Annotated in this window: 20 protein-coding genes and 1 riboswitch; of the genes, 5 read left to right on the top strand and 15 right to left on the bottom strand. The window is 72.7% G+C overall.

What is annotated here, in order from left to right; translation table 11 throughout:
* Entirely contained in the window at window positions 1-747 is a 747-nt protein-coding gene (locus tag V7E46_RS20100; RefSeq protein ID WP_333769694.1) for an endonuclease/exonuclease/phosphatase family protein, read from the top strand.
* Window positions 748-823: 76 nt separating this feature from the next.
* Here the strand turns inward: V7E46_RS20100 and V7E46_RS20095 are convergent, their stop codons facing one another.
* Window positions 824-1,954 (bottom strand): glycosyltransferase family 4 protein, encoded by a 1,131-nt coding sequence (locus V7E46_RS20095; protein ID WP_333769693.1) that lies wholly within the window; start codon window positions 1,952-1,954, stop codon window positions 824-826.
* 75 nt (window positions 1,955-2,029) lie between these two features.
* On the opposite strand from V7E46_RS20095, the gene V7E46_RS20090 reads away from it, so the two are divergent.
* Window positions 2,030-3,295: a glycosyltransferase 87 family protein gene (locus tag V7E46_RS20090; RefSeq protein ID WP_443054259.1), complete on the top strand. Its 1,266-nt coding sequence runs from the start codon at window positions 2,030-2,032 to the stop codon at window positions 3,293-3,295.
* A gap of 595 nt (window positions 3,296-3,890) precedes the next feature.
* Here V7E46_RS20090 and V7E46_RS20085 read toward each other — a convergent pair.
* The 6 genes from V7E46_RS20085 to V7E46_RS20060 form a co-directional block, all read right to left on the bottom strand.
* Window positions 3,891-5,135, bottom strand: a complete 1,245-nt coding sequence (locus V7E46_RS20085) for a M48 family metalloprotease (RefSeq protein ID WP_333769691.1) — start codon at window positions 5,133-5,135, stop codon at window positions 3,891-3,893.
* Entirely contained in the window at window positions 5,132-6,397 is a 1,266-nt protein-coding gene (locus V7E46_RS20080) for a hypothetical protein (protein WP_333769690.1), read from the bottom strand. Before V7E46_RS20080 ends, V7E46_RS20085 begins: the two co-directional genes overlap by 4 nt.
* A gap of 106 nt (window positions 6,398-6,503) precedes the next feature.
* Window positions 6,504-7,556 (bottom strand): C40 family peptidase, encoded by a 1,053-nt coding sequence (locus V7E46_RS20075; RefSeq protein ID WP_333769689.1) that lies wholly within the window; start codon window positions 7,554-7,556, stop codon window positions 6,504-6,506.
* 157 nt (window positions 7,557-7,713) lie between these two features.
* Complete coding sequence (locus tag V7E46_RS20070; protein ID WP_333769688.1) at window positions 7,714-8,754, bottom strand: C40 family peptidase; 1,041 nt, start codon at window positions 8,752-8,754, stop codon at window positions 7,714-7,716.
* Between the two features lie 352 nt (window positions 8,755-9,106).
* A complete protein-coding gene (locus V7E46_RS20065; RefSeq protein WP_333769702.1) occupies window positions 9,107-10,417 on the bottom strand; it encodes an NYN domain-containing protein in 1,311 nt (436 codons plus the stop codon).
* A 237-nt stretch (window positions 10,418-10,654) separates the two neighbouring features.
* Window positions 10,655-10,945 (bottom strand): hypothetical protein, encoded by a 291-nt coding sequence (locus tag V7E46_RS20060; RefSeq protein ID WP_333769687.1) that lies wholly within the window; start codon window positions 10,943-10,945, stop codon window positions 10,655-10,657.
* Between the two features lie 128 nt (window positions 10,946-11,073).
* Here V7E46_RS20060 and V7E46_RS20055 point away from each other — a divergent pair, with 128 nt between their 5' ends.
* Window positions 11,074-11,856: a rhomboid family intramembrane serine protease gene (locus tag V7E46_RS20055; protein WP_333769686.1), complete on the top strand. Its 783-nt coding sequence runs from the start codon at window positions 11,074-11,076 to the stop codon at window positions 11,854-11,856.
* A complete protein-coding gene (locus V7E46_RS20050; RefSeq protein WP_329179686.1) occupies window positions 11,853-12,134 on the top strand; it encodes an Lrp/AsnC family transcriptional regulator in 282 nt (93 codons plus the stop codon). Before V7E46_RS20055 ends, V7E46_RS20050 begins: the two co-directional genes overlap by 4 nt.
* Window positions 12,135-12,356: 222 nt before the next feature.
* Here the strand turns inward: V7E46_RS20050 and V7E46_RS20045 are convergent, their stop codons facing one another.
* The 6 genes from V7E46_RS20045 to ctaE all read right to left on the bottom strand — a co-directional run bounded on the left by V7E46_RS20045 (window position 12,357) and on the right by ctaE (window position 20,022).
* Window positions 12,357-13,763: an aminotransferase class V-fold PLP-dependent enzyme gene (locus V7E46_RS20045; protein ID WP_333769685.1), complete on the bottom strand. Its 1,407-nt coding sequence runs from the start codon at window positions 13,761-13,763 to the stop codon at window positions 12,357-12,359.
* 168 nt (window positions 13,764-13,931) lie between these two features.
* A riboswitch (SAM riboswitch) is annotated at window positions 13,932-14,048 on the bottom strand.
* An 84-nt stretch (window positions 14,049-14,132) separates the two neighbouring features.
* Entirely contained in the window at window positions 14,133-15,197 is a 1,065-nt protein-coding gene (gene trpD / locus V7E46_RS20040) for an anthranilate phosphoribosyltransferase (RefSeq protein WP_329179683.1), read from the bottom strand.
* Between the two features lie 610 nt (window positions 15,198-15,807).
* Window positions 15,808-17,448, bottom strand: a complete 1,641-nt coding sequence (qcrB, locus tag V7E46_RS20035; RefSeq protein ID WP_329179680.1) for a cytochrome bc1 complex cytochrome b subunit — start codon at window positions 17,446-17,448, stop codon at window positions 15,808-15,810.
* A complete protein-coding gene (gene qcrA / locus V7E46_RS20030) occupies window positions 17,445-18,488 on the bottom strand; it encodes a cytochrome bc1 complex Rieske iron-sulfur subunit (RefSeq protein WP_333769684.1) in 1,044 nt (347 codons plus the stop codon). The genes qcrB and qcrA overlap by 4 nt, the downstream gene beginning before the upstream one ends.
* Before the next feature lie 23 nt (window positions 18,489-18,511).
* Window positions 18,512-19,321 carry a cytochrome bc1 complex diheme cytochrome c subunit gene (gene qcrC / locus V7E46_RS20025; protein WP_329179678.1) on the bottom strand — a complete coding sequence of 270 codons (810 nt, stop codon included), beginning with the start codon at window positions 19,319-19,321 and terminating at the stop codon, window positions 18,512-18,514.
* 80 nt (window positions 19,322-19,401) lie between these two features.
* A complete protein-coding gene (ctaE, locus tag V7E46_RS20020; RefSeq protein WP_073497404.1) occupies window positions 19,402-20,022 on the bottom strand; it encodes an aa3-type cytochrome oxidase subunit III in 621 nt (206 codons plus the stop codon).
* A gap of 247 nt (window positions 20,023-20,269) precedes the next feature.
* Here ctaE and V7E46_RS20015 point away from each other — a divergent pair, with 247 nt between their 5' ends.
* The gene (locus tag V7E46_RS20015; RefSeq protein WP_333769683.1) at window positions 20,270-20,689 is read left to right on the top strand and encodes a hypothetical protein; all 420 of its coding nucleotides are present in this window, start codon (window positions 20,270-20,272) and stop codon (window positions 20,687-20,689) included.
* Between the two features lie 59 nt (window positions 20,690-20,748).
* On the opposite strand, the gene V7E46_RS20010 is transcribed toward V7E46_RS20015, so the two are convergent.
* Both V7E46_RS20010 and V7E46_RS20005 read right to left on the bottom strand, forming a co-directional pair.
* The gene (locus V7E46_RS20010) at window positions 20,749-22,032 is read right to left on the bottom strand and encodes a L,D-transpeptidase (protein ID WP_333769682.1); all 1,284 of its coding nucleotides are present in this window, start codon (window positions 22,030-22,032) and stop codon (window positions 20,749-20,751) included.
* A 259-nt stretch (window positions 22,033-22,291) separates the two neighbouring features.
* On the bottom strand, window positions 22,292-22,690 hold the full coding sequence (locus V7E46_RS20005; RefSeq protein WP_329179672.1) for a cytochrome c oxidase subunit 4: 399 nt from the start codon (window positions 22,688-22,690) through the stop codon (window positions 22,292-22,294).
* Window positions 22,691-22,777 lie beyond the last annotated feature (87 nt).

Here is a 22,777-nt window from a genome sequence, read left to right as displayed (position 1 = left end):
ATGACCGTGGAGGATCTGCCGGGTTCCACCACCGAGCCGGGCTCGGCGGTCGTCCGCGTGCTCAGTTACAACATCCGCTCCATGCGGGACGATACGGCGGCGCTGGCCCGGGTGATCCGTGCCTGCGCCCCCGACCTCGTCCTGGTCCAAGAGGCGCCGCGGTTCTTCCGATGGCGTAAGGCCGCGGCCCGCCTCGCCCACGCCACCGGCCTGGTCCATGTGACCGGTGGCGCCACCGCGGCAGGGCCAATGGTCCTGTCCTCGCTGCGTGCGCATGTCGAACGCACCGAGGACGTGCTGCTGCCGCACCATCCACCGTTGCACCAGCGCGGGTTCGCCACCGCCGTCCTGCGGATCGGTGGCGCCCGGCTCGGCGTGATCAGCACCCATCTCAGCCTCAGCCCGGCCGAGCGCTACGACCAGGCCGGGCTGCTGCTGGACCGGGTGGCCGCGATGGGCGTGGCGAACGTGGTGGTCGGCGGCGACTTCAACGAGCCGCCCGACCGCCCCGGCTTCGCCCGTATCGCCGACCACCTCCAGGACGGCTTCGCCGTCGCCCCCTGGGGCGGCGAGGTCACCAATGTGCGGGCGCCCTTCCAGCGGATCGACGCGGTCTTCACGACCAAGCCGGTCGAGGTGCTGGGCTGCGGGGTGCCGCACTCGGTCCCCGGCGTCACCCACGCCGACCTGCACGCGGCCACCGACCACCTGCCGGTGCTGGCCGCGCTCCGTATCCCGACGGCCTGACCGCCGCCGGCCGTATCCCACGAGCCGGCCGGCGCCCGTGACCCGGCGGCCCGGAACCGGCCGGCGGGGGCGGGCGTCAGAGCAGGCCGCGCAGCCGCCCGGCCAGCAGGTCCCAGCGCCAGGACTCCTCGACCCAGGTCCGGCCGCGCTCGCCCATCCGGCGGCGCAGGTCGGGGTCGCGGAGCAGGGTCAGGATGCGGTCCGCGGACTGCTCGGGCGAGCCGCCGCGTACGACCCAGCCGGTCTCGCCGTCCAGCACCGCGTCGGGGGCGCCGCCGGAGTCGCCCGCGACGACCGGCAGACCGGTGGCCGACGCCTCCAGGTAGACGATGCCGAGGCCCTCGACGTCCAGGCCGCCGCGGCGGGTCCTGCACGGCATCGCGAAGACGTCGCCCGCGCCGAAGTGCGCGGGCAGTTCGGCCGCGGGCACCGGCCCGGTGAAGCGCACCGCCCCCGCGACTCCGGTGCGCTCGGCGAGCGCCTCCAGCTCCCTGCGGTACGGGCCGCCGCCGACGATCAGCAGCGCCGTGTCGGGCTTCTCCCGCAGGATCCGCGGCATCGCCAGGATCAGCGTGTCCTGGCCCTTGCGCGGCACCAGCCGCGACACGCACACCACGACCGGGCGGTCCGCGAGGCCGAGCCTGGCCCTGACGACGGCGCCGCCGGAACCGGGGTGGAAGGTCTTCTCGTCGACGCCGGGCGGCAGTTGGACCATACGGGCCGCGGCCGGCCCGGTCAGCGCCGGGGCGATACGGGAACGGGTGTAGTCACCCAGATACGTCAGGGTGTCGGTGACCTCGCCGATCCTGCGCAGCAACTGGCGGCTCGCGGGCAGCTGCGCCCAGGCCGCCTCGTGGCCGTGCGTGGTGCCGACCAGCCGCAGCGCGCCCGCCTTGCGCAGCTCGGGCGCCATCAGGCCCAGCGGGGCCGCCGCCCCGAACCACACCGACGAGCAGCCGTGCTGCCGCAGCAGCCGGGCCGCGGTCCGCGTCACCCTCGGCGTCGGCAGCAGCATCTTCGTACGGTCCCTGACCACCGGGAAGGGCTGCGCGGCGTCGAACCGCGCCACTTCCGTGCCGTCCTTCCACGTCGAGGCGTAGACGACGACCCGGTCCGGGTCCAGGCGCAGGGCCATGCTGTGCACGAAGGACTGGATGCCGCCCTGGCGCGGCGGGAAGTCATTGGTGACGATCAAGGTCTTATCCATCGCCGCCGAGATTACTCCGGCGCCGCCGCCCGCTGCGCGCGTCCCTCCCGCCAGCGGGGCGCCGCGGGCCGCAAGATGCAAGACGTGACATATCCGCATGTGAGCGGCCGGGTCCTGGTGGTCGCCGGGTGGGCCCTCAGCCGGGCGGCCCTGCTGGTCTTCGTCTTCGAACTCGTCCACTTCCCCGGCCAGGGCGTCGTCCACGACGTGTCCGGGGTCTACCGGCGCTGGTATCCGACGCTGCGCCACGGCTCCTTCCCCGCGCACGACGTGACCTGGCAATATCCGCCCGGCGCGGCGGCCGTCCTGGTCGCGCCGGGCGCGGTGCCCTTCCTCCGCTATCCCGCGGCCTTCTTCTGGCTGGCCTTCCTCGCCGACGCTGCCGTCCTCACCGCGCTGCTGCGCGACGCCGCGCGCGACTCCTGGCGGCTCGACGGCGTATGGGTGTGGGTGGCCGGCATCCCGCTGCTCGGGCCGATCGTCTACGCCCGCTACGACATCATGGCCACCGCGGTCGGCGTCGCCGCGCTGCTGGCGCTGCGCCGCCGCCCGGCCCTCGGCGGGCTGCTGGCCGGGGCCGGCGCGCTCATCAAGGTGTGGCCGCTGCTGCTGCTGATCGGCACGCGGCCAGGACGCGGCACCCGCCGCGCCTGGCTGTCGGCCGGCGCGGCCGTGGGCGGCGGGTCGCTGCTCTTCTGCGCCACCATGCCGGGGGCCTTCTCCTTCCTCACCTTCCAGCGCGACCGCGGCACCGAGGTCGAGTCGCTCGGCGGGGTGGTCCTCCACCTGGCCAGGCACGCCGGCTGGCGGGGCCGTACCGCGCTCCACTACGGCTCGGTGGAATTCCTCGGCCCGTACGTGCGGCTGGTCAGCGCGGCGGCGCTCGCGCTGAGCGTGCTGGCCCTGTGCCGGCTGCTGCTCTGGCGGCTGCGGGCGCGGGTCTTCACGGCGGCGACGCCTTACGACGCCGGGTTCGCGGCGGTCCTCGTCTTCACCGCCACGAGCCGGGTGATCAGCCCGCAGTATCTGGTGTGGCTGATCGGAGTCGGTGCGGTCTGCCTGACCGTGCGGGAGAGTGCGGTGCGGGGGGCGGTGCTCCTGCTGCTGCCGGCGGCGGTGCTCACGACGCTGGAATTCCCGGTGTTCTTCCCGGACGTCGTCCGCAGTGACCTGCTGGGCGTCGCCCTTGTCCTCACCCGCAACGCCCTCCTGGCTGCCGCCGCCGTTCTGGCCTTCCACCGCATCCGGCTCGCCGCCGCGGCCCCCCTCGACCCTGGCCGTGCGGTGGCCCGCGGCCTTTCCCGTCCCCGTGGCGACCCGCACAATTCCCCGCACGCCTGAGGGGGTTCCCCCTCAGGGTGCGTACTCACCGCCTGCGCCGCCGTGTCCGGTAAGGGGTTGCCCCTCGCGCTGGCGTTCACAGTGCCCGTCCGCCGTGGCTTGCCACGTGGTTCCCCGCGCCCCTTCCGGGCTCGCCCCCTGCCGCCAAGGGCAAGCAAGCTTTTCAGGGACGCGGGGAACCGCGCGACAAGCCACAACGCACCGTCGTACGAGGGCGGACGACCACCACCCCAGGGGCGCGGGGAACTGCGCGACAAGCCACGACGCACCGCACGCGCGACAGGCCACCGCAAGAGGCACCCACCTGGGGGCGCGGGGAACTGCGCGCGCAACCACGACGCACCGCAAGGTGCAACGCCACCGCAAGTGGCAACCCCCCAGGGGGGCGGGGAACTGCACGCGCAACCACGACGCGGGGAAAGGCAACAGGCCATCGCAAGTGGCAACCACCCCAGGGGCGCGAGGAACTGCGCGACAAGCCACGACGCACCGCACGCGCGACAGGCCACCGCAAGTGGCACCCCACCCCAGGGCCGCGGGCCACCGCAAGACCGCGGGCAATCGCGCGGGCACGCCGCACGGAACCCCCGCGGGGTCAGCGAGTGGCTCGGGCCAGGGCTATGCGCTCGGCGGGAGTCGGATGGGTGCCGAAGAGCACGTGGAGGACCCGCGGCGGCGCCGGCTCACCGACGTTGGCGACAGTGAGCCGCCGCTGCATGGCGATGAACTCGGCCGGGTCCCCCGTAAGGGCAAGCGCGTGGCGGTCGGCCCGGCGCTCCACCCGCCGGCTGATCGCGCAGCCCAGCGGCCCGCCGAGCGCCCCGCCGACCGCGGCGACCGCGGCCAGCAGCCACGCCGACCGCGGGTCGGCGAAACGGTCGGCGCCGGCCAGGTCGAGCAGCGGCCCCCAGCTGACGACCGCCGCCAGCACGCACACCCCCGCGGCCGCGCCCACCGCCCCGAGCGCGGTCCCGCGGGCGACGTCGCGATGCACGACGTGCCCGAGTTCGTGCGCGACCACGAGTTCCACCTCCCGCGGTTCCGCCGTGCTCAGCAGCGTGTCGTAGACGACGATGCGCCGGGTCCTGCCGAAGCCGGAGACGTACGCGTTGAGGGCTGTGGTGCGCCGCGACGCGTCGGCGACCAGGACGTCCCGTACGGTGACGCCGTCGCGGGCGGCCAGCGCGAGCAGGGCGTCGCGCAGCGGCCCTGCGGCCATCGGCGCGAAGCGGTTGAAGAGCGGCTCGAAGAGCACGGGCGCCACCCAGGACAGGACGACGGTGAGAGCGGCGGCCCCGAGCGCGGCCCAGGCCCACCACCAGCGGGTGACGCCGGCCAGGGCGTAGACGGCGAAGAGGGCGCCCGCGACCAGCGGCAGCGAGATGAGCAGGCCGCGCAGCACGTCAACCGCCCAGCCGCCCCAGCCCTGGGTCACCAGGCCGAAGCGGGCCCGTACGACCCGGCTGCGGGCCGCGAAGGGCAGCGACAGGAGCTGGGGCAGCAGGACGAGGCCGACGGCCGCTGCGGCAACCCGTGCGGCCCACGCACCGCCGAAGGCCGTGACCAGCCCGGCGCCCGCGGACGTCAGGCCGAGCGCGAGCAGCAGCGCGAGCCCTGCCGCCCGCCCGGCCAGCGCGACGGGCCAGACCCCCCGCCGCAATTCCCGCGCCCGCGCAATGTGCTCGGGCGTGAAGTCGCCGCCGCCAGGCGCCGCCGCGTCACCGCCCCGTGTGCCCTCGGGCCGCCCGGCCGACCGCGCCCCGCCGGTCCGCTCGGGCGTGAGGTCGCCGCCAGGCGCCGCCCCGCCGTCCTCCGGCGCGTCCTCGGGCCGCCCTGTCATCCCAGCTCCTGCTGTACGTAGGTGCGCCATCGCGCGGTGAAGTCGGTCAGGGACAGGTGCAGGTGGGTGCGCAGCACCGAGTCCAGGGTCGCGCCGGTGCCGGCCGCGCGGTAGAGGGCCGTCAGCTGGTCGGGGGACCACTCGTCGGCGACCAGGCGGTCGGCGAGCCAGCCGCCCTCGTAGGCCTGGGCCAGGTCGGTGGAGGTGGGGCGGAAGTCCGCGGCGGTGGGCAGGGCCGCGGGGATGTGGCCCGCCGTGACGTCCTGGGCCAGCTCCGGGGCGATCTCCGGGGCGGTGCGGCCGGACTCGCGGTAGGCGACCCAGTCGGCGAAGCCCTCGGAGAGCCACAGCGGGGTGTGCGCGGTGGTGGCCAGCCGGGTGGCGACATGGGTGGTCTCGTGGGTGAGCACCGCCTGCCGCCCGAAGGCGGACAGCTCGCCGAAGGCGGCCGGGTTGACGATCACCCGGTCGGCGGGGGCCTGCGCGCTGCCGCCCAGCTCTCCGGTGGTGACCGCGGCGATGCCCTTGTAGTCGTCGGGGTCCGCGGCCAGCAGCGCGCCGAGCTGGTCGAGGGTGCGCGGCGCCTCGATGACGACGGTGCCGGGCCAGCCGGCGGTGCCCCAGGCATGCTGCACCTGCGGCACCGCCCGGTCGGCGTCGGCCGCGTAGCCGCGCAGCGTCTTGGTGTCGCCCAGGCCCAGCACCAGGCTGTGCGTGCCGTGCACCGCGGTCACCTTGCCCTGGTCCCACAGCTGTACGGCGCTGCGGTGGCCGGCGGACGCCCCGTCGTCGTCGGCGGCGACGTACCAGTGCCCGGCGCGCTGGGTGAGGGTCAGGTAGGAGGTGGAGACCACCGGCTCGGCGTCGTAGCCGCTGAGCCGGTAGCGCAGCTGGACCTCGGCGGCGGTCCTGCGGGTGCCGCCGGTGCCGGCCATCGGCGGGAGCGGGAAGGCGTCGGTGCGGACCAGGCGGTAGGACCAGTCGGCGAGCGGCACCTGCGCGAGGTTGCCGAACACCCGCCGCTGGGCGGCCTGGAAGCGGGTGGCGTGCGGGTCGACCCCGGCGAGGAAGGCCTGCTGGTCGTGTTGCCGCACCGCTGCCGCGCGCCGGTCGAGCAGCTGCTGCACGGCGGGGTCGGCAGCGGGCCGCGCGGGCTTGTGCGCGGCTCCCCCGCAGCCGGTCGGCCCGGCGAGCAGCCCGAGCAGGACGAGAAGGGCGGACACGGCGCCGGCCGTCGAGCGTCGTGGGTGCACCGCGGTCATGGGGCCGATCGTACGGCCCGACCCCGCCCCCCGGTCACCGCACGCCCGCCCACGGCGGGGAGGGCGCCAGGAGCGGCGCCAGGACCGCGTACGCCGCCGCCGGCGCCTACGGCCGGGTCACCGCCGTGATCGGCATCATGCCCACCGGGTCGTAGCGGACCCGGGCCCCCGGGTAGGGGGCGTGGATGACCCGGCCGCCGCCGACGTACATGGCGACGTGGCTGGCGTCGCCGCGGTAGATGATCAGGTCGCCGGGGCGGGCCTGGCCGAGGGGGACGCGGCGGCCGGCGTTCATCTGCTGCTGGGACGTCCGCGGCAGTGCCACGCCCGCGCGGCCGTAGGCGTACTGCATCAGGCCCGAGCAGTCGAAGGAGTGCGGGCCCGACGCCCCCCAGACGTAGGGCGAGCCGAGGGCCTGGCGGGCGGCGGCGACCGCGAGGGCGGCGCGGGCCGAGGCGGCGGGCAGGTCGGCGAGGCCGGGCAGCAGGGCGCGGTCGCGGGAGGCGCGGTCGCCCATGCCGGGCACGAAGCCGGCCTGCCAGCCGGCGGGCAGGGTGTGCAGCAGGTGCTGGGCGGTGGCGAGCGCGTGCTGCACCGCGGCCTTGCGCTGCCGCAGCTCCGCGCTGGTCTGGCCCAGCTCGGCGAGCTTGCCCGCCGCCTGGGTGCGCTGCCCGCTCAGCGTCCTTTCCGCGTCCTGGAGTTCGCGCAGCTGCCCGGCCTGCCGGGAGCCCAGCCGGTCCAGGGCGGCGGCGCGGTCCAGGGAGTCCTGGGGGTTGTCGGAGAGCAGCAGCGCGAGTGACGGGTCGAGGGCGCCGCCGCGGTATTGCTCGGCGGCCAGCACACCGAGTTCACCGCGCAGTTCGTTGACCCGCTGCTGGCCCCGCGCCGCCCGGTCCTGGAGTGTGGCGAGGTCGGCGCGCAACTGCTTGGCGCGCTCCTGGGCGGCGTCGTATTTCTCGGTGGCCTGCTCGGCCTGCTGGTAGAGCCGGTCGAGCCGGGTCCCGGTGTCCTGGCCCGCGGCGGCCGAGGGGTCCGCCGCCGCGATCTGGGCGGTGCCGCCGGACAGTGCCGTGGTGGCCGCGGCCGCCGCGGACAGCACGGTGACCCGGGTGGTACGGACGGCCAGGCCAAGCTGCGGTGCGCGTCGATGGGATGCCACAGCAGCCGACAGTAGCCAGCCGGGCACTCACCGTACAAAGACGCCGTCACCCGTACGTCTGACCGGTCGGGGGCTCAGCCGCAGGTCACCGGGCCGACACCGGGCGCCGGACGGGATCAGGCACCACCCGAACGCCGTACTCTCCCGCGACGGGACGTCAGATGCGGACGCCGAACTGGAAGGGCATGTTGCCGATCGACTCGTAGCGGACGACCGCGCCGGGCTTGGGGGCGTGCAGCACCATGCCGTTGCCGGCGTAGAAGCCGACGTGGTGGTAGTCGCCGTAGAAGATGACCAGGTCGCCGACCGAGAGCTTGGACTCGGAGTAGATCCGGGTACCGGCGCTCGCCTGCTCCTCCGCGGTCCTGGGTATGGTGACCCCGGCTTGGCGGTAGGCCCAGGAGGTCAGGCCCGAGCAGTCGAAGGTGTTGGGGCCCGAGGCGCCGTAGACGTACGACTTGCCGAGCTTGCCCTGGGCGTAGGCGAAGGCCGAAGCGGCGCGGGCGGTGGCAGGCTTGGCGTCGCCGAGGTCCACGCGGTCGGTGGAGCGGTTCGCGCGGGCGTCGTCGTTGGCCAGCTGCTGGCGCTGCGCCGCGGTGAGCGAGTTGAGGATCGCCTGCGCCTGGGCCAGCTTGGTCTTGGCCTCGTTCTTGCGCTGGCCCAGCTCGGTCCTGGTGGCCTGGAGTTCGGCGAGCTTGGCGGTGGCCTCGGCGCGCTCCTGGTCCAGGGTCCGCTTGGCGTCCTGGAGTTGCTGCAGGGCGCTGCTCTGGAGCGAGCTGATCTGGTCGAGCGCGGTGGCCTGGTCCAGGTAGCTGTCCGGGTTGGAGGACAGGAAGAGCTGGAGCGACGGGTCGATTCCGCCGCCGCGGTACTGCGAGGCCGCGATCGTGCCGAGGCTGTCGCGCAGCGTGTTGAGGTGCTCCTGCTGCCGCGCCACCTGGTCCTGCAAGGTGCTGGTCTCGGTCTGCAGGGACTTGAGCTTCTCGTTGGCCCCGTTGTACTTCTCTGTGGCCTGCTCGGCCTGCGAGTACAGCGTGTCCACCTGGGCCTTGGCGTCCTTGACCGAGGTGGGCTTGCTGGGCTTCGCGGGGGCGGCGCTGGCCGCCTGGGCGGAGAGGGCGACCGCTGCTGCGGCGGTCGCGGTGAGCACGGTCACGCGCGTGCGGCTTGCCGGCTTGGGACGACGGTGGGACGCCACGAAGGCGAGCTCCTTCTTCCTTCAGCCGCCTACCGGTTGACGACTGGCGGGCGGCCCCCGACGCGCCACCCGGATTGGATGATCGACTGCGCGGAGGTTCGAGGCCTGACCCTAGTGACCTTTCTGTGATCGGTTCAAATCCTTGAAGGCAAAATCTCGACCGGTTAGCGTTTTCTTTACATGCTTCATACGCGCAGTGATGAGCATTCGACGCAGAGTGCGCACTGGTGCACTAGTGAGAGCCTGGAGCCTTCGAACGGCCGGAAAAGCAGTTGCCGGGGCAGGCGGGTTCGGTCCTGCGGGTGAGCCGGGCCACCCGGCCCGCGCGTCGGCCCCGCGATCCGGCCCGGCGTCAGACCCGCGCGAGCCGGCGCAGCAGCAGCGTCGAGGCGACCGGGCGGGCACCGGCCTTGGCGACCCCGTCGGCCACCTCGCGGTCGGCGGAGACCACCACGATCTGCCGGCCGGGCGGTTCGGCCCGCACCAGCCGCCTGATCAGTTCGTCGGCGGTCTCACCGGCCTTGCTGAACAGCACCCGCACCCCGCGCGGCGGCGCGAGCAGCACCGGCATGTCCAGGTCGGCGCCGTCGAAGACGCACGTCACCTCGGCGCCGCTCTGCGCGGCGAGCGCCGCGAGGCCGCCCAGCAGCCGCAGCCGCTGCTTCTCCAACGGCATGGCCGGATAACCGGTCTTGGTCACGTTGTAGCCGTCGACCACCAGATGCGCCTGCGGCAGCGCGAGCAGCTGGTCGAGCAGCGCCGGATCGGTCTCGGACAGCGCGCGGGTGGCGATGTCGCGGGCGCTGAACGTACCGGGCGCCACCGCGTCCACGGTGTCCGCGGGGCGTACCGCCATGGTGTCCCGCGGCGGCAGGGCGAGTTCGCGGCGCAGCCCGGACGCCGCGTCGAGCACCGTGTCGAGCAGCAGGCGCAGCCGTACGTCCTCGATGCTGCGCCCCTCGCGGGCGGCCTTGCGCCCGGTCTCGATGACGGCCTCGGCCTCCGCGAGCCGGGTACGCAGCCGGCGCGCCTCGGCGTCGGCTGCGGCCTTGTCGTGGGCGGCGGCGGCCCGCAACTCCTCCACCTCCGCGTGGAGTCTGCGCTGCGCGGCCTCGGCCCGCTTGACGTCGCTGAGGGCGCTGCGCAGCTTGCGGTGCAGCGCGTCGCCCTCCCTGCGCACCGACTCCAGCTCGGCCCTGGCCCGGATCGCGTCGGCCCTGCCGTGCTCGCGCAGCGCGTCCACCTCCGCGCGCAGCGCGGCCAGTTCGCGCAGCGTCTCCTCCTCGGCCCGCTCGGCGTCGGCCCGTTGGGCCTCCTCGCCCGCCGTCGCGACCAGCTTGGCCCAGCCCGCCGGGCGCAGCAGGTACGCGGCGGCGGCCACGTCCAGCGGATCGGCGGCGGGCGGCGGGGTGCCGCCCTCCAGCGCGCCCGCCAGCTCCGCCTGGGACTCGCGCAGCCTGCCCGCGACCCGCTGCCGGAAGGCGGGGTCGTGCTCCAGGGCCGAGGCCAGCGCGGTCCCGGCGTACTTCACCCGCCGGGTGGGGGTGAAACGGGCGTACGGGCGCAGCGAGACCGGCAGTTCCTGGTACGTGAACCCGCCGAAGGCCTCCGCGGCGATGGCGACGACCCGGTGGCGTACGCCCTCGGGCAGCGGCCGGTCCAGGGCGGGCTCGACGCCCGCGCCTTCCGGAGCCTCGTCACCCGGGTCGCCGGAGTCGGCGGACCCGGCCGCGGCAGGGGGGCCGGCGGACTCCTCCGCCGCGGCACCGCTTGCCCCGGCATGCGGAAAACCGCCGATACCGTCCACCAGTCACTCCCGTCCGGTTCCTCGGCGTCCTCCCGGCCCCCTTCGATCCCTCCGGCCCGCCGCCCTGCTGCTTCCATTGTCCCCGCCCGGCGCTCAGCCCGACGCGGAACCGCTCCCGGCGGCGCTTTCCGTACTGCTGTTCCCATCGGCACCCGCGGTCGGGCGGTCCACCAGTTCGATCCGGTCCACCGCGTTGCACCAGCGGCAGCGCACCGACTCGACGGTCTCGGCCAGCACCTCGGTCTCCTCGACCGACGGCTCACCACCGAGGTCCAGGTGCACGTACTCCACGACCCGCGAGGAGCGCGTCACGTCGAAACGGGTCAGATTTCCGCACAGGGTGCAGCGCCACCGCGTCGTCGCGGTCGGCAGGGGAACCGGCATCGCGGGTACCTCTTCCGCTGGTGATTGCTCGGGGAGCGTGCGTCCCGGTCACCCTAAGGCCTCGGAGGTGCGGCGCGCTGCGGCGAGGCGGCCTATGCCCGTTAAGCCCGCTGCGTCATGATCGGTCCATGCTCATCCCGGTGTACGACAAGAACCCGGTCCGCCGTACGCCGGTCGTCACGTACGGGCTGATCGCCGTGTGCGCCGCCGCCTTCCTGCTCGGCCCGCTGTCCGGCTTCACCCCCGTCTACGGCAGCGGGCACCGGCTGGCCTGCGAGCAGGCGCTGTACTTCGACCGCTGGGGAGTGATCCCCGCCGAGCTCTTCCACGGCCGGCTGCCACCGGGCGACCTCGGCCTGCCCGCCGGGTGCGGCCCGCGGGGGTCTTACGCCAAGGTGCCGGTCGTGTCCGTCGTCACCTCGATGTTCCTGCACGGCAGCTGGCTGCACCTGATCGGCAACATGCTCTTCCTGTACGTCTTCGGCGACAACGTCGAGAACCGCATGGGCCGGGTGCGCTTCGCGCTCTTCTACCTGGCCGCGGGCTGCCTGGCCACCTACGGCTTCGCCCTCGCGCACGCCGATGGCACGCAGGCGCTGGTCGGGGCGTCGGGGGCGATCTCCGGGGCGCTCGGGGCGTACCTCTACCTCTATCCCAGGGCCCGGGTGACCAGCGTCTTCCCCTTCCTCTTCTTCATCCCGCTGCGCTTCCCCGCGTGGATGGTGCTCGGCTTCTGGTTCGTGCTGCAGTGGTTCGCCGCGCAGACCGCGGCGGGCGGCCCCGGGGTGGCCTACCTGGCCCACGTGGTGGGCTTCGCCTTCGGCTTCTGCTGGGCGTGGGCCTGCTACCGGCCCCGGTCTAAGCTGGGCGTCGTTGCCGGGACGACCACCCAAGGAGACGTTCACTCGTGATCACCGCGATCGTGCTCATCAAGACCACCGTGGACCGGATCCCGGAGATCGCCGAGGCGATCGCCGCGCTCGACAATGTCAGCGAGGTCTACTCGGTGACCGGTACGTACGACTTGGTCGCGCTGGTGCGGGTGGCCCGGCATGACGACCTGGCGGACATCATTCCGGGCCGGATCAGCAAGATTCCCGGGGTCCAGGTGACGGATACGCACGTGGCCTTCCGTACGTATTCGCAGCACGACCTTGAGGCGGCGTTTGCGATCGGCCTCGACGCCTAGCCCCTCCGGGGCGGGTTTTTCCCCAGGGGCTGCCTGCGGCAGGGGCGGGCCCACCCGCGCGCGGGTCGGCACCGACCCAGGGGGTCTCTTCGGTCCGATCCGGACCACCGGCCGGTGGCAGGTTGCTCGCGGCGTTCCCCGCGCTCCTGGTGGGCGCTCCCTCTGCGGCAGGGGCGGGCCCACCCGCGCGCGGGTCGGCACCGGCGGTCCGGGGCCTCGGGGCTAGGACGGGGTGGGGACGCAGCGGCCGGCTTCGGTGTGGTATGTCCAGGCGGCGCCGTCGCGGACGAGGGTGGCGACCGCGCGGGTGAAGCGGCGGATGTGCTCGGCCGGCGTGCCCACGCCGAAGCTGACGCGGACCGCGTTGAAGGAGGGGTGGCCGGGCGCGGAGTCGGGGGAGCCACAGGCGCCCGGGTCCTCCGCCTCGCCCCCGAGCAGGTGCCGCACCAGCGGATGCGCGCAGAAGAGCCCGTCCCGCACCCCGATGCCGTATTCCGCGGAGAGCGCCGCGGCCAGGTGCGAGCTGTTCCAGCCCTGGACGACGAAGGTCAGCACCCCGACCCGGTCGGACTCCTCGCCGAAGAGCGACAGCACCCGCACCTCGGGGATCCCGGCAAGGCCCTCCCGCAGCAGGCCGAGCAGCCGGCGCTCGTGGTCGACCAGCCGGTCGAAACCGGTTTCGGCGAGCGCCTTGCAGGCCGCCGCGACGGCGTACGCGCCGATGACGTTGGGCGACCCCGCCTCGTGCCGCGCGGCAGGCGCGCTGTGCCACTCGGCGTCGACCTGCCCGTCGGCCCGCCGGACCACCGTACGGGTGGCGCCACCGCCCGCGAGGTAGGGCTCGGCGTCGCGCAGCCAGTCCGGCCGCCCGGCGAGCACCCCGGCGCCGAAGGGCGCGTAGAGCTTGTGACCGGAGAAGGCGACCCAGTCGACGTCGAGTTCGGCGACGTTCACGGCCCGGTGCGGCACCAACTGCGCGGCGTCCAGCACGATACGGGCGCCGTGCCGGTGCGCGGCGGCGGCCAGTCGGCGTACCGGCCACACCTCGCCGGTCACGTTCGACGCGCCGGTGACACACACCAGCTTGGGCCCCTTGGGCGCACCGTGCAGCGCCACGTCGAGCGCGGCGACCGCCTGTTCCGGCGTACGGGGCGCGTCGAGACAGGTGACCCGCGCGCCCTTCGCCCGCTGCCAGGGCAGCAGCGCCGCGTGGTGCTCGGTCTCGAAGACGAAGATCTGGGTGCCTTCGGGCAGCGCCGCGGCCAGCAGGTTCAGCGAGTCGGTGGTGGAACGGGTGAAGATCACCTGGTCGGTGGGCCGGCAGCCGAGGAACCCGGCGACGGTGGCCCGGCTCTGCTCGAAGAGTTCGGTGGACAGCTGCGACAGGTACCCGGCGCCGCGGTGCACGCTGCCGTAGTAGGGGGCGTACGCGGCCACGTCGTCCCACACCCGCTGGAGCGCGGGCGCGCTGGCGGCGTAGTCGAGGGCGGCGTAGGTGACTTCGCCGCCGGTGACCAGCGGGACGGAGACGTCCCGGCCGAGCACGGGCAGCGGCGGGGCGGGAATGTCGCAGGTGTCGGCGGCGGGAGCGGTCGTACAGGCGGCGGAAACGGCGGCGGAAACAGTCATGGCAGGCTCCTGGCACGAAGGCGGACGACAGCGCCGTGCGCCTGTGCGGGGCGCGACGGTATGTCGGACGGCAGCGGACGGAAGATGGACCGGTGCACTACGGCACCGCGGTACGGCGGAACCGGGGCCGAAGGCCCTATCGCATTCGCTTGCGCATGAAGAACTCCCCAGTCCGGCTTGCTGCGAGCCTCGCTGCTCACAGCCCGGTCATCACCCGGGGCACCCCGCCTCGGACGGAGGGTTGCCGGACAGCGAGCCGGGGCCTTTGCGCTGTCACTCGTGACCTGCAAGGGATTCTGCCACAGGACGCCGTGAGCGCAAGACACCGTCCGCGGTACGGACCGGTACGGACGGTGCCTTGCGGACGGATCAGGCGTTCGTGGCCGCCGCCCAGCGCTCCAGGGCGGCCGCGGCGGCCCCGGAGTCCAGGGACTCCGCCGCCCTGGCCACCCCTGCGGCCAGCCGCTCTTCGAGGGTGCCGGCGCCGGGGTCGAGGGCCACCAGCGCGGCGGCCGAGTTGAGCAGGACTGCGTCCCGCACCGGGCCGGTCCCGCCGGCCAGCAGCCGCCGTGCGACGTCCGCGTTGTAGGCCGGGTCGCCGCCGCGCAGCGCCTCGACCGGTACCAGGTCGATGCCGATGTCCCGCGGGTCGAAGGCGACTTGGGAGACCTTGCCGTCGGCGACCACCCAGACCTGCGAGGTGGCCGTCGTGGTCAGCTCGTCCAGGCCGTCGTCACCGCGGAAGATCAGCGCCGACGAGCCGCGCTCGGCCAGCACGCCGGCCATGATCGGCGCCATCCGCAGATCGGCGACGCCGGTGGCCTGCGCGCGCACCCGGGCCGGGTTGGTCAGCGGGCCGAGGAAGTTGAAGGTCGTGGCGACACCCAGTTCCCCGCGTGCGGTGGCCACATGACGCAGCGCCGGGTGGAACCTGACCGCGAAGCAGAAGGTGATGCCGGCCTCTTCCGCGACCTCGGCGACCCGCTGCGGGGACAGGTCCAGGTTCACCCCGAGGTGCCCGAGTACGTCGCTGGCGCCACTGGCCGACGACGCGGCCCGGTTGCCGTGCTTGACGACCTTCGCGCCGGTGCCGGCGACCACGATCGCCGCCATCGTGGAGATGTTCACCGTCCTGGCCCGGTCGCCGCCGGTGCCGACGATGTCCACGGTGGCGCCGGGTACGTCGATGGTGTTGGCGTGCGCGTACATCGCCCGCACCATGCCGGTGACTTCCTCGACGGTCTCGCCCTTGGCCCGCAGTGCCACGGCGAACCCGGCGATCTGCACGTCGGTGGCGGTGCCGCGCATGATGGCGTCCATCGCCCACGCCGTGTCGTCGACCCCCAGGTCACGCCCCGCGATCAGGTGGGACAGCACGTCGGGCCACGTCCGCAGCGCCCCGGTCTCGTCACCTGCCGGGTTCACAACGCTCATGGTCCACGCTCCTGGTGGGTCAGTACGGTCCTCAGCCCGCCCACCCTATCCGCGCGAAGCGCCCCGAAGGGCCGCGAGCGCTCTCACGGTTCCTCTCCCGCAGAGGGCGCCCCTCCCCCGTGCGCGGGGGTCCTGCGGCTCCCCTCCGGCAAGGGGGTGCCCACCCGCTGGCGCGGGCGTTCTTGGAGTGCCCCTCCGGCAAGGGGATACCGGAGGGGGCGCGGGGAACTGCGCGCCCGGCCACGGCGGTGGCGCGCTGTCCGCACGGCGGGACGTGCCCCGCACGGAGGCGCCGGGGGTACCCCCGGGCGAGGTCCTGGGAGCGGAACTGCGCGAGCAGCCCACCACCGGCCGGCGGTCCGGATACGACAGCAACAGCCCCTTCCGGGCGGTTAGGACCCGCGCCCTGGAGGGGCACCCCCTTCCCGCGGTGGACCGCAGGAAAAAGCCCCCCGGGGGGGGGGGGGGGGGGGGGGGGGGGGGGGGGGGGGGGGGGGGGGGGGGGGGGGGGGGGGGGGGGGGGGGGGGGGNCCCCCCCCCCCCCCCCCCCCCCCCCCCCCCCCCCCCCCCCCCCCCCCCGGGGGGCCAACGTGCAACGCCGGACGGCGAGTCAGTGGTGGCCGTGGCCGCTCGTGATCTCGTCGTACTCCTCAACCGTCGGCTTCGGAATCTGGCTGTGCTCACCGTAGAAGTTGCGGGACAGGCGCGCCCGCACCTTCGTGACCGGGTTCACCTTGCGCTCCACGCCGTTCTCGTCGACCTCGGGGCCGACGTCGAGCGGCTGGGGCTGCGGGTGGGCGGTGAGGATGTGCAGCTGCTCCTGCGGCAGCGGCTCGTGCACCTCGATGAACTCGCCGTGCGGCAGCCGCTTGATGATGCCGGTCTCGCGCCCGTGCAGCACCTTGTCCCGGTCCCGGCGCTGCAGGCCGAGGCAGATCCGCTTGGTGATGAAGAACGCGGCCACCGGCGCCACGAAGAAGCCGACCCGCACCGACCAGGTGATCGTCTCGATCGACAGGTGGAAGTGCGTGGCCCACAGGTCGTTGCCGCCGCCGATCAGCAGCGTGAAGTACAGCGTCAGCCAGGCGACGCCGAAGGCCGTGCGCACCGGGCGGTTGCGCGGCCGGTCCAGCAGATGGTGCTCGCCTCTGTCGCCGGTGACCCACGATTCGAGGAAGGGCCAGACGGCGATGGCGACCAGCACCAGCGGGAAGATCATCAGTGGGATGAACACGCCGAGGACCAGGGTGTGGCCCCAGGCGTTGATCTCCCAGCCCGGCATCACCCGGATCAGGCCTTCGGAGAAGCCCATGTACCAGTCAGGCTGCGCGCCGGTCGACACCTGGTCCGGCCGGTAGGGACCCATGGTCCAGATCGGGTTGATGGTGACCAGGGCCGCGATGGCCGAGATGACACCGAAGACCAGGAAGAAGAAGCCGCCCGCCTTGGCGGTGTAGACGGGGAAGAACGGCATACCGACGACGTTCTTCTCGGTCTTGCCCGCACCCGGGAACTGGGTGTGCTTGTGGTAGAAGACCAGGATCAGGTGGGTGACCAGCAGTGCCGCCATGATGCCCGGCAGCAGCAGGATGTGCGCCGAGTAGAAGATCGGCACGAAGTTGTGGCCGGGGAACTCGCCGCCGAACAGGAACATCGACAGATACGTGCCGACGATCGGCGTGGACAGCACCGCGCCCTCGGTGAAGCGGACGCCGGTGCCGGACAGCAGGTCGTCGGGCAGCGAGTAGCCGGTGAAGCCCTCGAACATGCCGATGAAGAGCAGCGTCCAGCCGAACAGCCAGTTCAGCTCGCGCGGCTTGCGGAACGCTCCGGTGAAGAACACCCGCATCATGTGCACGATCATGCCCGCGATGAAGATCAGCGCGGACCAGTGGTGGATCTGCCGGATCAGCAGACCACCGCGCACCTCGAAGCTGATGTGCATCGTGGACGCGTAGGCGTCCGACATCCGTACGCCCTGCAGCGGCGCGTACGGACCGTTGTAGACGACCTCGTTCATGCTGGGGTGGAAGAACAGCGTCAGATACACACCCGTGAGGATGAGGATCGTGAAGCTGTAGAGGCAGACCTCGCCGAGCATGAACGACCAGTGGTCGGGGAAGATCTTCCGCAGATTGGACTTGCCGAGCTTGTACAGGCCGACTCGGCTGTCAGTCCACTCCGCGACGCGCTGGCCGGGGTGTTTGGGGCCTCGCCGAGTGTTCGTCGAGGTCTCTGTCGAAGTACTCATCCGCGCTCCCAGAAGGCCGGACCGACGGGAACCTCGAAGTCGCTCATCGCAACGAGGTTGCCCTCACCATTGACGCTGATCCGAAGCTGCGGCAGCCGGTGACCCGCGGGACCGAAGATCACTCTGGCTCCGTCCGACAGGTCGAACGTCGACTGGTGGCAAGGGCAGAGTACGTGGTGTGTCTGCTGCTCGTACAGGCTGACCGGGCAGCCCACGTGCGTGCAGATCTTGGAAAAGGCCACGATGCCCTGGTGCGACCAGTCGAGTTCCTTCTTGTCCTTGATGTCTTCCGGCTTGAGCCGGACGACCATCAGGGCAGCCTTGGCGATCTGCTGCTGGAAGTCCTCGTCCTCCTCGTTCAGCCCCTCGGGCTGGGCGAAGGTGAGCGAGCCGACCGGGATGTCCTCGGGACGCAACGGCTTGTTGGTGTTGGGGTTGATCAGCGCCTTGCCCTTGGCCCAGGCGGTGTGCCTGAGCTTGTCCTCAGGCAGCGGGCCGAGGTCCCGGAGGATCACGACCGCTGACAGCGGTACGAGGGTGAGCGCGCCGAGCATGGTGTTGCGGACCAGCTTGCGCCGGCCGAACGCGCTCTCCTTGACACCTTGCTTCCACTGCGTCTCGATGTTGGCGCGCAGCTCGTCGTCGGCGTCCGCCTGGTGGCGGTCGTCGGGGATCTCCTCGTCGGACATCAGCGTGCGGGCCCAGTGCACGGCGCCCGCGCCGATGCCGAGCAGGGCGACGGCCAGCGAGATGCCGAGCGAGAAGTTCAGCGCGCTGACGTGCCCGACCGGGAAGATGTAGACGTACTTGTCGACCGGGAAGATCACGAAGCTCGCGATGAAGGCGATGGTGCCCAGCATCGACAGCGTGAACAGCCCGGCGACGACCCGCTCGGAGTGGTCGGCCGCCTTCTCGTCGATGTCCTGACGGCGGAACTCGTGCGCCGGGTGGCCGGGGTTGGCGAACGGGTCGCCGGGGACCGCGGCGTCGGTGCCGTGGGCACCGCGGACGGTCGGGAGGTGTTCCTCTGGCTCTGCCATGTCGTTGTGGGATCCGGTTTCGCTCATGACTTCTTGGCCTTGGACGTACGGGCCGCGACCCAAATGGCGACGGCGATCAGCGCACCGAGGCCGAAGATGTAGGCGAACAGGCCCTCGGGCACGGGTCCGAGGCTGCCCAGCGTGAAGCCGCCCGGGTTGTGGCTGTCCGCGGAGTCGACCGCGTTCAGGTACGCGATGATCTCGGCCTTGTTCTTCGACGGCATCGTGGTGTCCGGGAAGGACGGCATGTTCTGCGGGCCGGTCTGCATGGCCTCGTAGATGTGCTTGGGGTCCACGCCCTTGAGGGTGGGCGCGTACTTGCCGTCGGTCAGCGCACCGCCCTTGCCGACGAAGTTGTGGCACTGCGAGCAGTTGGTGCGGAACAGCTCACCGCCCTTGGCCACATCGGCGCCCGCCGGGTCGTACTGGTCCGGGTCGGGAGCGGCGGGACCGGGGCCGAGCGAGGCGATGTACGCGGCCAGCTGGTCGATGTCGCCCTGGGTGTACTGGACCTTCTTCTTCTGGATCTGCGGGCCGGGCTGCTGCGCGGGCATCCGGCCGGTGCCGACCTGGAAGTCCACCGCGGCCGAGCCGACGCCGACCAGGCTGGGACCGTCCGAGCTCCCCTGGCCGTGCGTGCCGTGGCAACTTGCACAGCCGACCGAGAACAGCTTCTTGCCCTCGGTGATCGCGAGGGACTGGGACGAGTCGTCGGCCTGCGCCTTGGGTGCCGGCGCGAGCGCGGCGTACAGCCCCCCGGTGGCCGCTAGCGCGAAGAGTAGGACGACAAGCGCCGCCAGCGGGTGGCGCCGTCGTGCGGAGAGCTTTTTCACGGATTACCCCGGTGTCAGGATCTCTTGTGTCGATGCTTCGGGTTGTGCCTGTCCGGCACCGTGCTGCGGTACGCGACCGACTACTTGATCAGGTAGATCGTGGCGAAGAGGCCGATCCAGACGACATCGACGAAGTGCCAGTAGTAGGACACGACGATGGCAGCGGTGGCCTGCTGGTGGGTGAACCGCTTGGCCGCGTACGTACGGCCGAGCACCAGCAGGAACGCGATCAGACCACCTGTCACATGCAGCCCGTGGAAGCCGGTCGTCAGGTAGAACACCGAACCGTAAGGGTCGGAGCTGAGTGAGATCCCGTCCTTCTTGACCAGGTTCGTGTACTCGAAGATCTGCCCGCCGATGAAGATCGCGCCCATCACGAACGTCACGATGAACCACGAGCGCAGCTTCTTCACGTCGCCGCGCTCAGCGGCGAAGACGCCCATCTGGCACGTGAAGGAGGAGAGCACCAGGATCGTGGTGTTCGTCGCGGAGAACGGAACATTCAGCGCATGGGCGTGTTCCTTCCAGAAATCGGCACCCGTGACCGACCGAAGGGTGAAGTACATCGCGAAGAGGGCCGCGAAGAACATCAGCTCGGAACTCAGCCAGATGATGGTTCCGACGCTCGTGAGGTTCGGCCGGTTGACCGACGGGTGCGCGTGCCCGGTTTCTACTGCTGTTGCTGTCGCCACGTCCGACATTATGTCGGTCGCTTATCCGGCGCTCACTCCGGGGGTCCCCTTCGGTGTGTCAAGCTCCCGCCGGGCACCGTATCGGAGGCCGGCGGAGTCCCCCGAACGAGGGATGACGGCCCGTCCGCGAGATCTTGGGAAGCCGCGGACCCTCCACGGACGGCGCCTGCGGGAGTAGCATCCCCCACACTTGAGAAACCGTTCACGAGCCGCACACGCTGCACGGGGATCACGAAGATCACGAGGAGGAGCCAGGATGCAGGCGACTACCACGGTGCTGGTCTACAGCGACGACGCGAACACCCGGGAGCAGGTCCGGCTCGCCGTCGGCCGCAGGCCCGCCGCCGACCTGCCGCCGGTGGAGTTCGTGGAGTGCGCGACGCTGCCCGCGGTGCTGACCGAACTGGAGCGCGGCGGCATCGACGTCTGCGTCCTGGACGGCGAGTCGGCCCCGGCGGGCGGTATGGGCGTGTGCCGGCAGATCAAGGACGAGATCTTCCACTGCCCGCCGGTGCTGGTGCTGATCGGCCGCCCGCAGGACGCGTGGCTGGCCACCTGGAGCCGCGCGGACGCGGCGGCGACGCACCCGGTGGACCCGGTGGCGGTCAGCGACACGCTCGCCGTACTGCTGCGGCGCAGGGTCGAGCCGGTGGCGAAGACGGTCGCGACGCGCTAGCGCGTACGGCCGCGCGGCGCGGCCCGGGACATGCCGGACGGCCGCCCCTCGGGGGCGGCTCAGGCGGTCTCCGGGCGCAGCCGCGCCGGGTTGGACACCGGGTTCGGCGCCACCGCCGCAGAGCCCCGCTCGGCCAGGCCCGCGGCCTTGGCGCCCAGCGCGCTGCCCTGCCGCCACTTGGCCGCGTCCAGGTTCCAGTCGCCGAAGCCGTTGTCGAACGGCGTCATGGTGGGGCCGTGGCTGTTGACCACCTGGACGACGTCGCCCTGGCGCACGTGGTCGAAGAACCAGTGCGCGTTGTCGGTGCTCATGCCCGTGCAGCCGTGGCTGACGTTGGCGGAGCCCTGCGAGCCCTCGGACCAGGGCGCGGCGTGCACATATTCACCGCTCCATGTCACCCGGGTGGCCCAGTAGACCGGCAGGTCGTACGAGTCGGAGCTGCCGGCGGCTATTCCGACGGTGGCGCTCTTCATCTGGACGAAGCTCTCCTTGGCCAGCACGACCTTGATGCCGTTGCGGGTGTCGAAGCCCGGCTTGCCGGTGGTGACCGGCATGGTCCTGACCACCTTGCCGTCGTCCTTGAAGGTCATCTGGTCGGTCGCGGCGTCGGTGATCGCCTCGATGCGGTCGCCGGTGTGGAGAGTGAGCGGCTTGTCGGTGCCGCCGTAGAGCTTGTCCTGCACCTTGACGCCGTTGAGCGTGCTGCGGACGGTGATCTGGGCGTGCGCGGGCCAGTAGTCGCCCGGGCGGTAGTGCAGGGTGCGGTCGTCGACCCAGTACCAGGACCCGGGCGCGGCCTGCGGGGTGCTGCTGACCATCAGGTTGGACTCGACCGCGGCGCGGGCCGCGGGGGTCTTCACCGGGGTGCTCAGCTCGGCGGTGATCGGCTGGCCGACGCCGTAGGTGCCGGCGTCGGGGCCGAAGGCGACGTGCAGGCCCGCGTCGGCCGGGGTGGTGTCGAAGCCGAGGACCTTGCGGCCGGGGTGGCCGTCGCCGTCCTCGGTGCTCACCCTGACCGTGTAGTGGGCCCCTGCGGCCAGCCCGGTGGTGGACTGCCAGCTGAGGCCGTCCGCGCTGAGCTTGCCGCGTACGAAGCGCCCTGCGGCGTCCGTGGCGGTGACATCGGTGATCCGGCTGCCGTCGTCCTTGACGGTGACCTTGAGCGGCTTGGCTGGGTCGGCCTTGCCGCCGTCGGTGACCGAGTAGGCGACCTTGGCGGCGGATTCGTAGGGCGGGGCGGCGAGCGGGTTGCCGTCCCCGTTGCAGGCGGTGAGCCCCACCGCGAGGGGCGCCACGAGGAGGGCGCAGCGCAACGCTATCCGGCGTCGAGGAATGTGACTCATGGGCCCACGCTAAGAAGCGGCCGGTGATTCCGCACGGCGGAGGGGTGCAAAAGGGGCGGGGGGGGGGGGGGGGGGGGGGGGGGGGGGGGGGGGGGGGGGGGGGGGGGGGGGGGGGGGGGGGGGGGGNCCCCCCCCCCCCCCCCCCCCCCCCCCCCCCCCCCCCCCCCCCCCCCCCCCCCCCCCCCCCCCCCCCCCCCCCCCCCCCCCCCCCCCCCCCCCCCCCCCCCCCCCCGGGCGGCTGCGCGGGTTCAGCGGGTGGTCACTGGGTGCGGTTCTCACCGCGGTAGTACTCGAACACCCAGCCGAAGATCCCGATCAGGACCACCGGCAGCGAGAAGAACAGCAGCCACCAGCCGAAGACGACGCCGAGGAAGGCCATCGCGCCGCCGGTGGCGAGCGCGAGCGGCTGCCAGCTGTGCGGGCTGAAGAAGCCCACTTCGCCGGCCTCGTCGGAGATGTCGGCGTCCTCGCGGTCCATCGCCCCGGCGTCGGCCCGGTTCGCGGTGAACCCCAGGTAGAACGCGATCATGGTGCACAGTGCGAACGCCAGGAAGAGCGCGGTCGTACCGGTCGGCTCCTTGGACCACAGGCCGTACACAATGGCCGTCGCCAGGATGAAGGCGGCGAAGCCGCCGAACATCCAACCTTGGACCTTCACTGGCCCGCCCCCTTGCTCTCAGCACCGGAAATGGCCGTGCTCGCACCGTGGGCCGCGAGGGCGTCGATCGCCGAGATCTCGGGGTGG

The organism is Streptomyces sp. IBSBF 2435 (genome assembly GCF_036815005.1).
GTDB lineage: Bacteria > Actinomycetota > Actinomycetes > Streptomycetales > Streptomycetaceae > Actinacidiphila.
The sequence above is the reverse complement of the archived record's forward strand: the minus strand, read 5'-3'. Positions and strand labels throughout refer to the sequence as shown.

Bases quoted from the DNA above. Each gene is read 5' to 3' on its own strand.
- trpD (WP_329179683.1), bottom strand. From the start codon at position 15,197: ATGAGCGTTGTGAACCCGGCAGGTGACGAGACCGGGGCGCTGCGGACG.
- V7E46_RS20095 (WP_333769693.1), bottom strand. From the start codon at position 1,954: ATGGATAAGACCTTGATCGTCACCAATGACTTCCCGCCGCGCCAGGGC.
- V7E46_RS20045 (WP_333769685.1), bottom strand. From the start codon at position 13,763: ATGACTGTTTCCGCCGCCGTTTCCGCCGCCTGTACGACCGCTCCCGCC.
- V7E46_RS20060 (WP_333769687.1), bottom strand. From the start codon at position 10,945: ATGCCGGTTCCCCTGCCGACCGCGACGACGCGGTGGCGCTGCACCCTG.
- V7E46_RS20080 (WP_333769690.1), bottom strand. From the start codon at position 6,397: ATGACCGCGGTGCACCCACGACGCTCGACGGCCGGCGCCGTGTCCGCC.
- qcrB (WP_329179680.1), bottom strand. From the start codon at position 17,448: ATGAGTACTTCGACAGAGACCTCGACGAACACTCGGCGAGGCCCCAAA.
- V7E46_RS20010 (WP_333769682.1), bottom strand. From the start codon at position 22,032: ATGAGTCACATTCCTCGACGCCGGATAGCGTTGCGCTGCGCCCTCCTC.
- V7E46_RS20100 (WP_333769694.1), top strand. From the start codon at position 1: ATGACCGTGGAGGATCTGCCGGGTTCCACCACCGAGCCGGGCTCGGCG.
- V7E46_RS20085 (WP_333769691.1), bottom strand. From the start codon at position 5,135: ATGACAGGGCGGCCCGAGGACGCGCCGGAGGACGGCGGGGCGGCGCCT.
- qcrA (WP_333769684.1), bottom strand. From the start codon at position 18,488: ATGGCAGAGCCAGAGGAACACCTCCCGACCGTCCGCGGTGCCCACGGC.
- V7E46_RS20015 (WP_333769683.1), top strand. From the start codon at position 20,270: ATGCAGGCGACTACCACGGTGCTGGTCTACAGCGACGACGCGAACACC.
- V7E46_RS20090 (WP_443054259.1), top strand. From the start codon at position 2,030: ATGCAAGACGTGACATATCCGCATGTGAGCGGCCGGGTCCTGGTGGTC.
- ctaE (WP_073497404.1), bottom strand. From the start codon at position 20,022: ATGTCGGACGTGGCGACAGCAACAGCAGTAGAAACCGGGCACGCGCAC.
- V7E46_RS20055 (WP_333769686.1), top strand. From the start codon at position 11,074: ATGCTCATCCCGGTGTACGACAAGAACCCGGTCCGCCGTACGCCGGTC.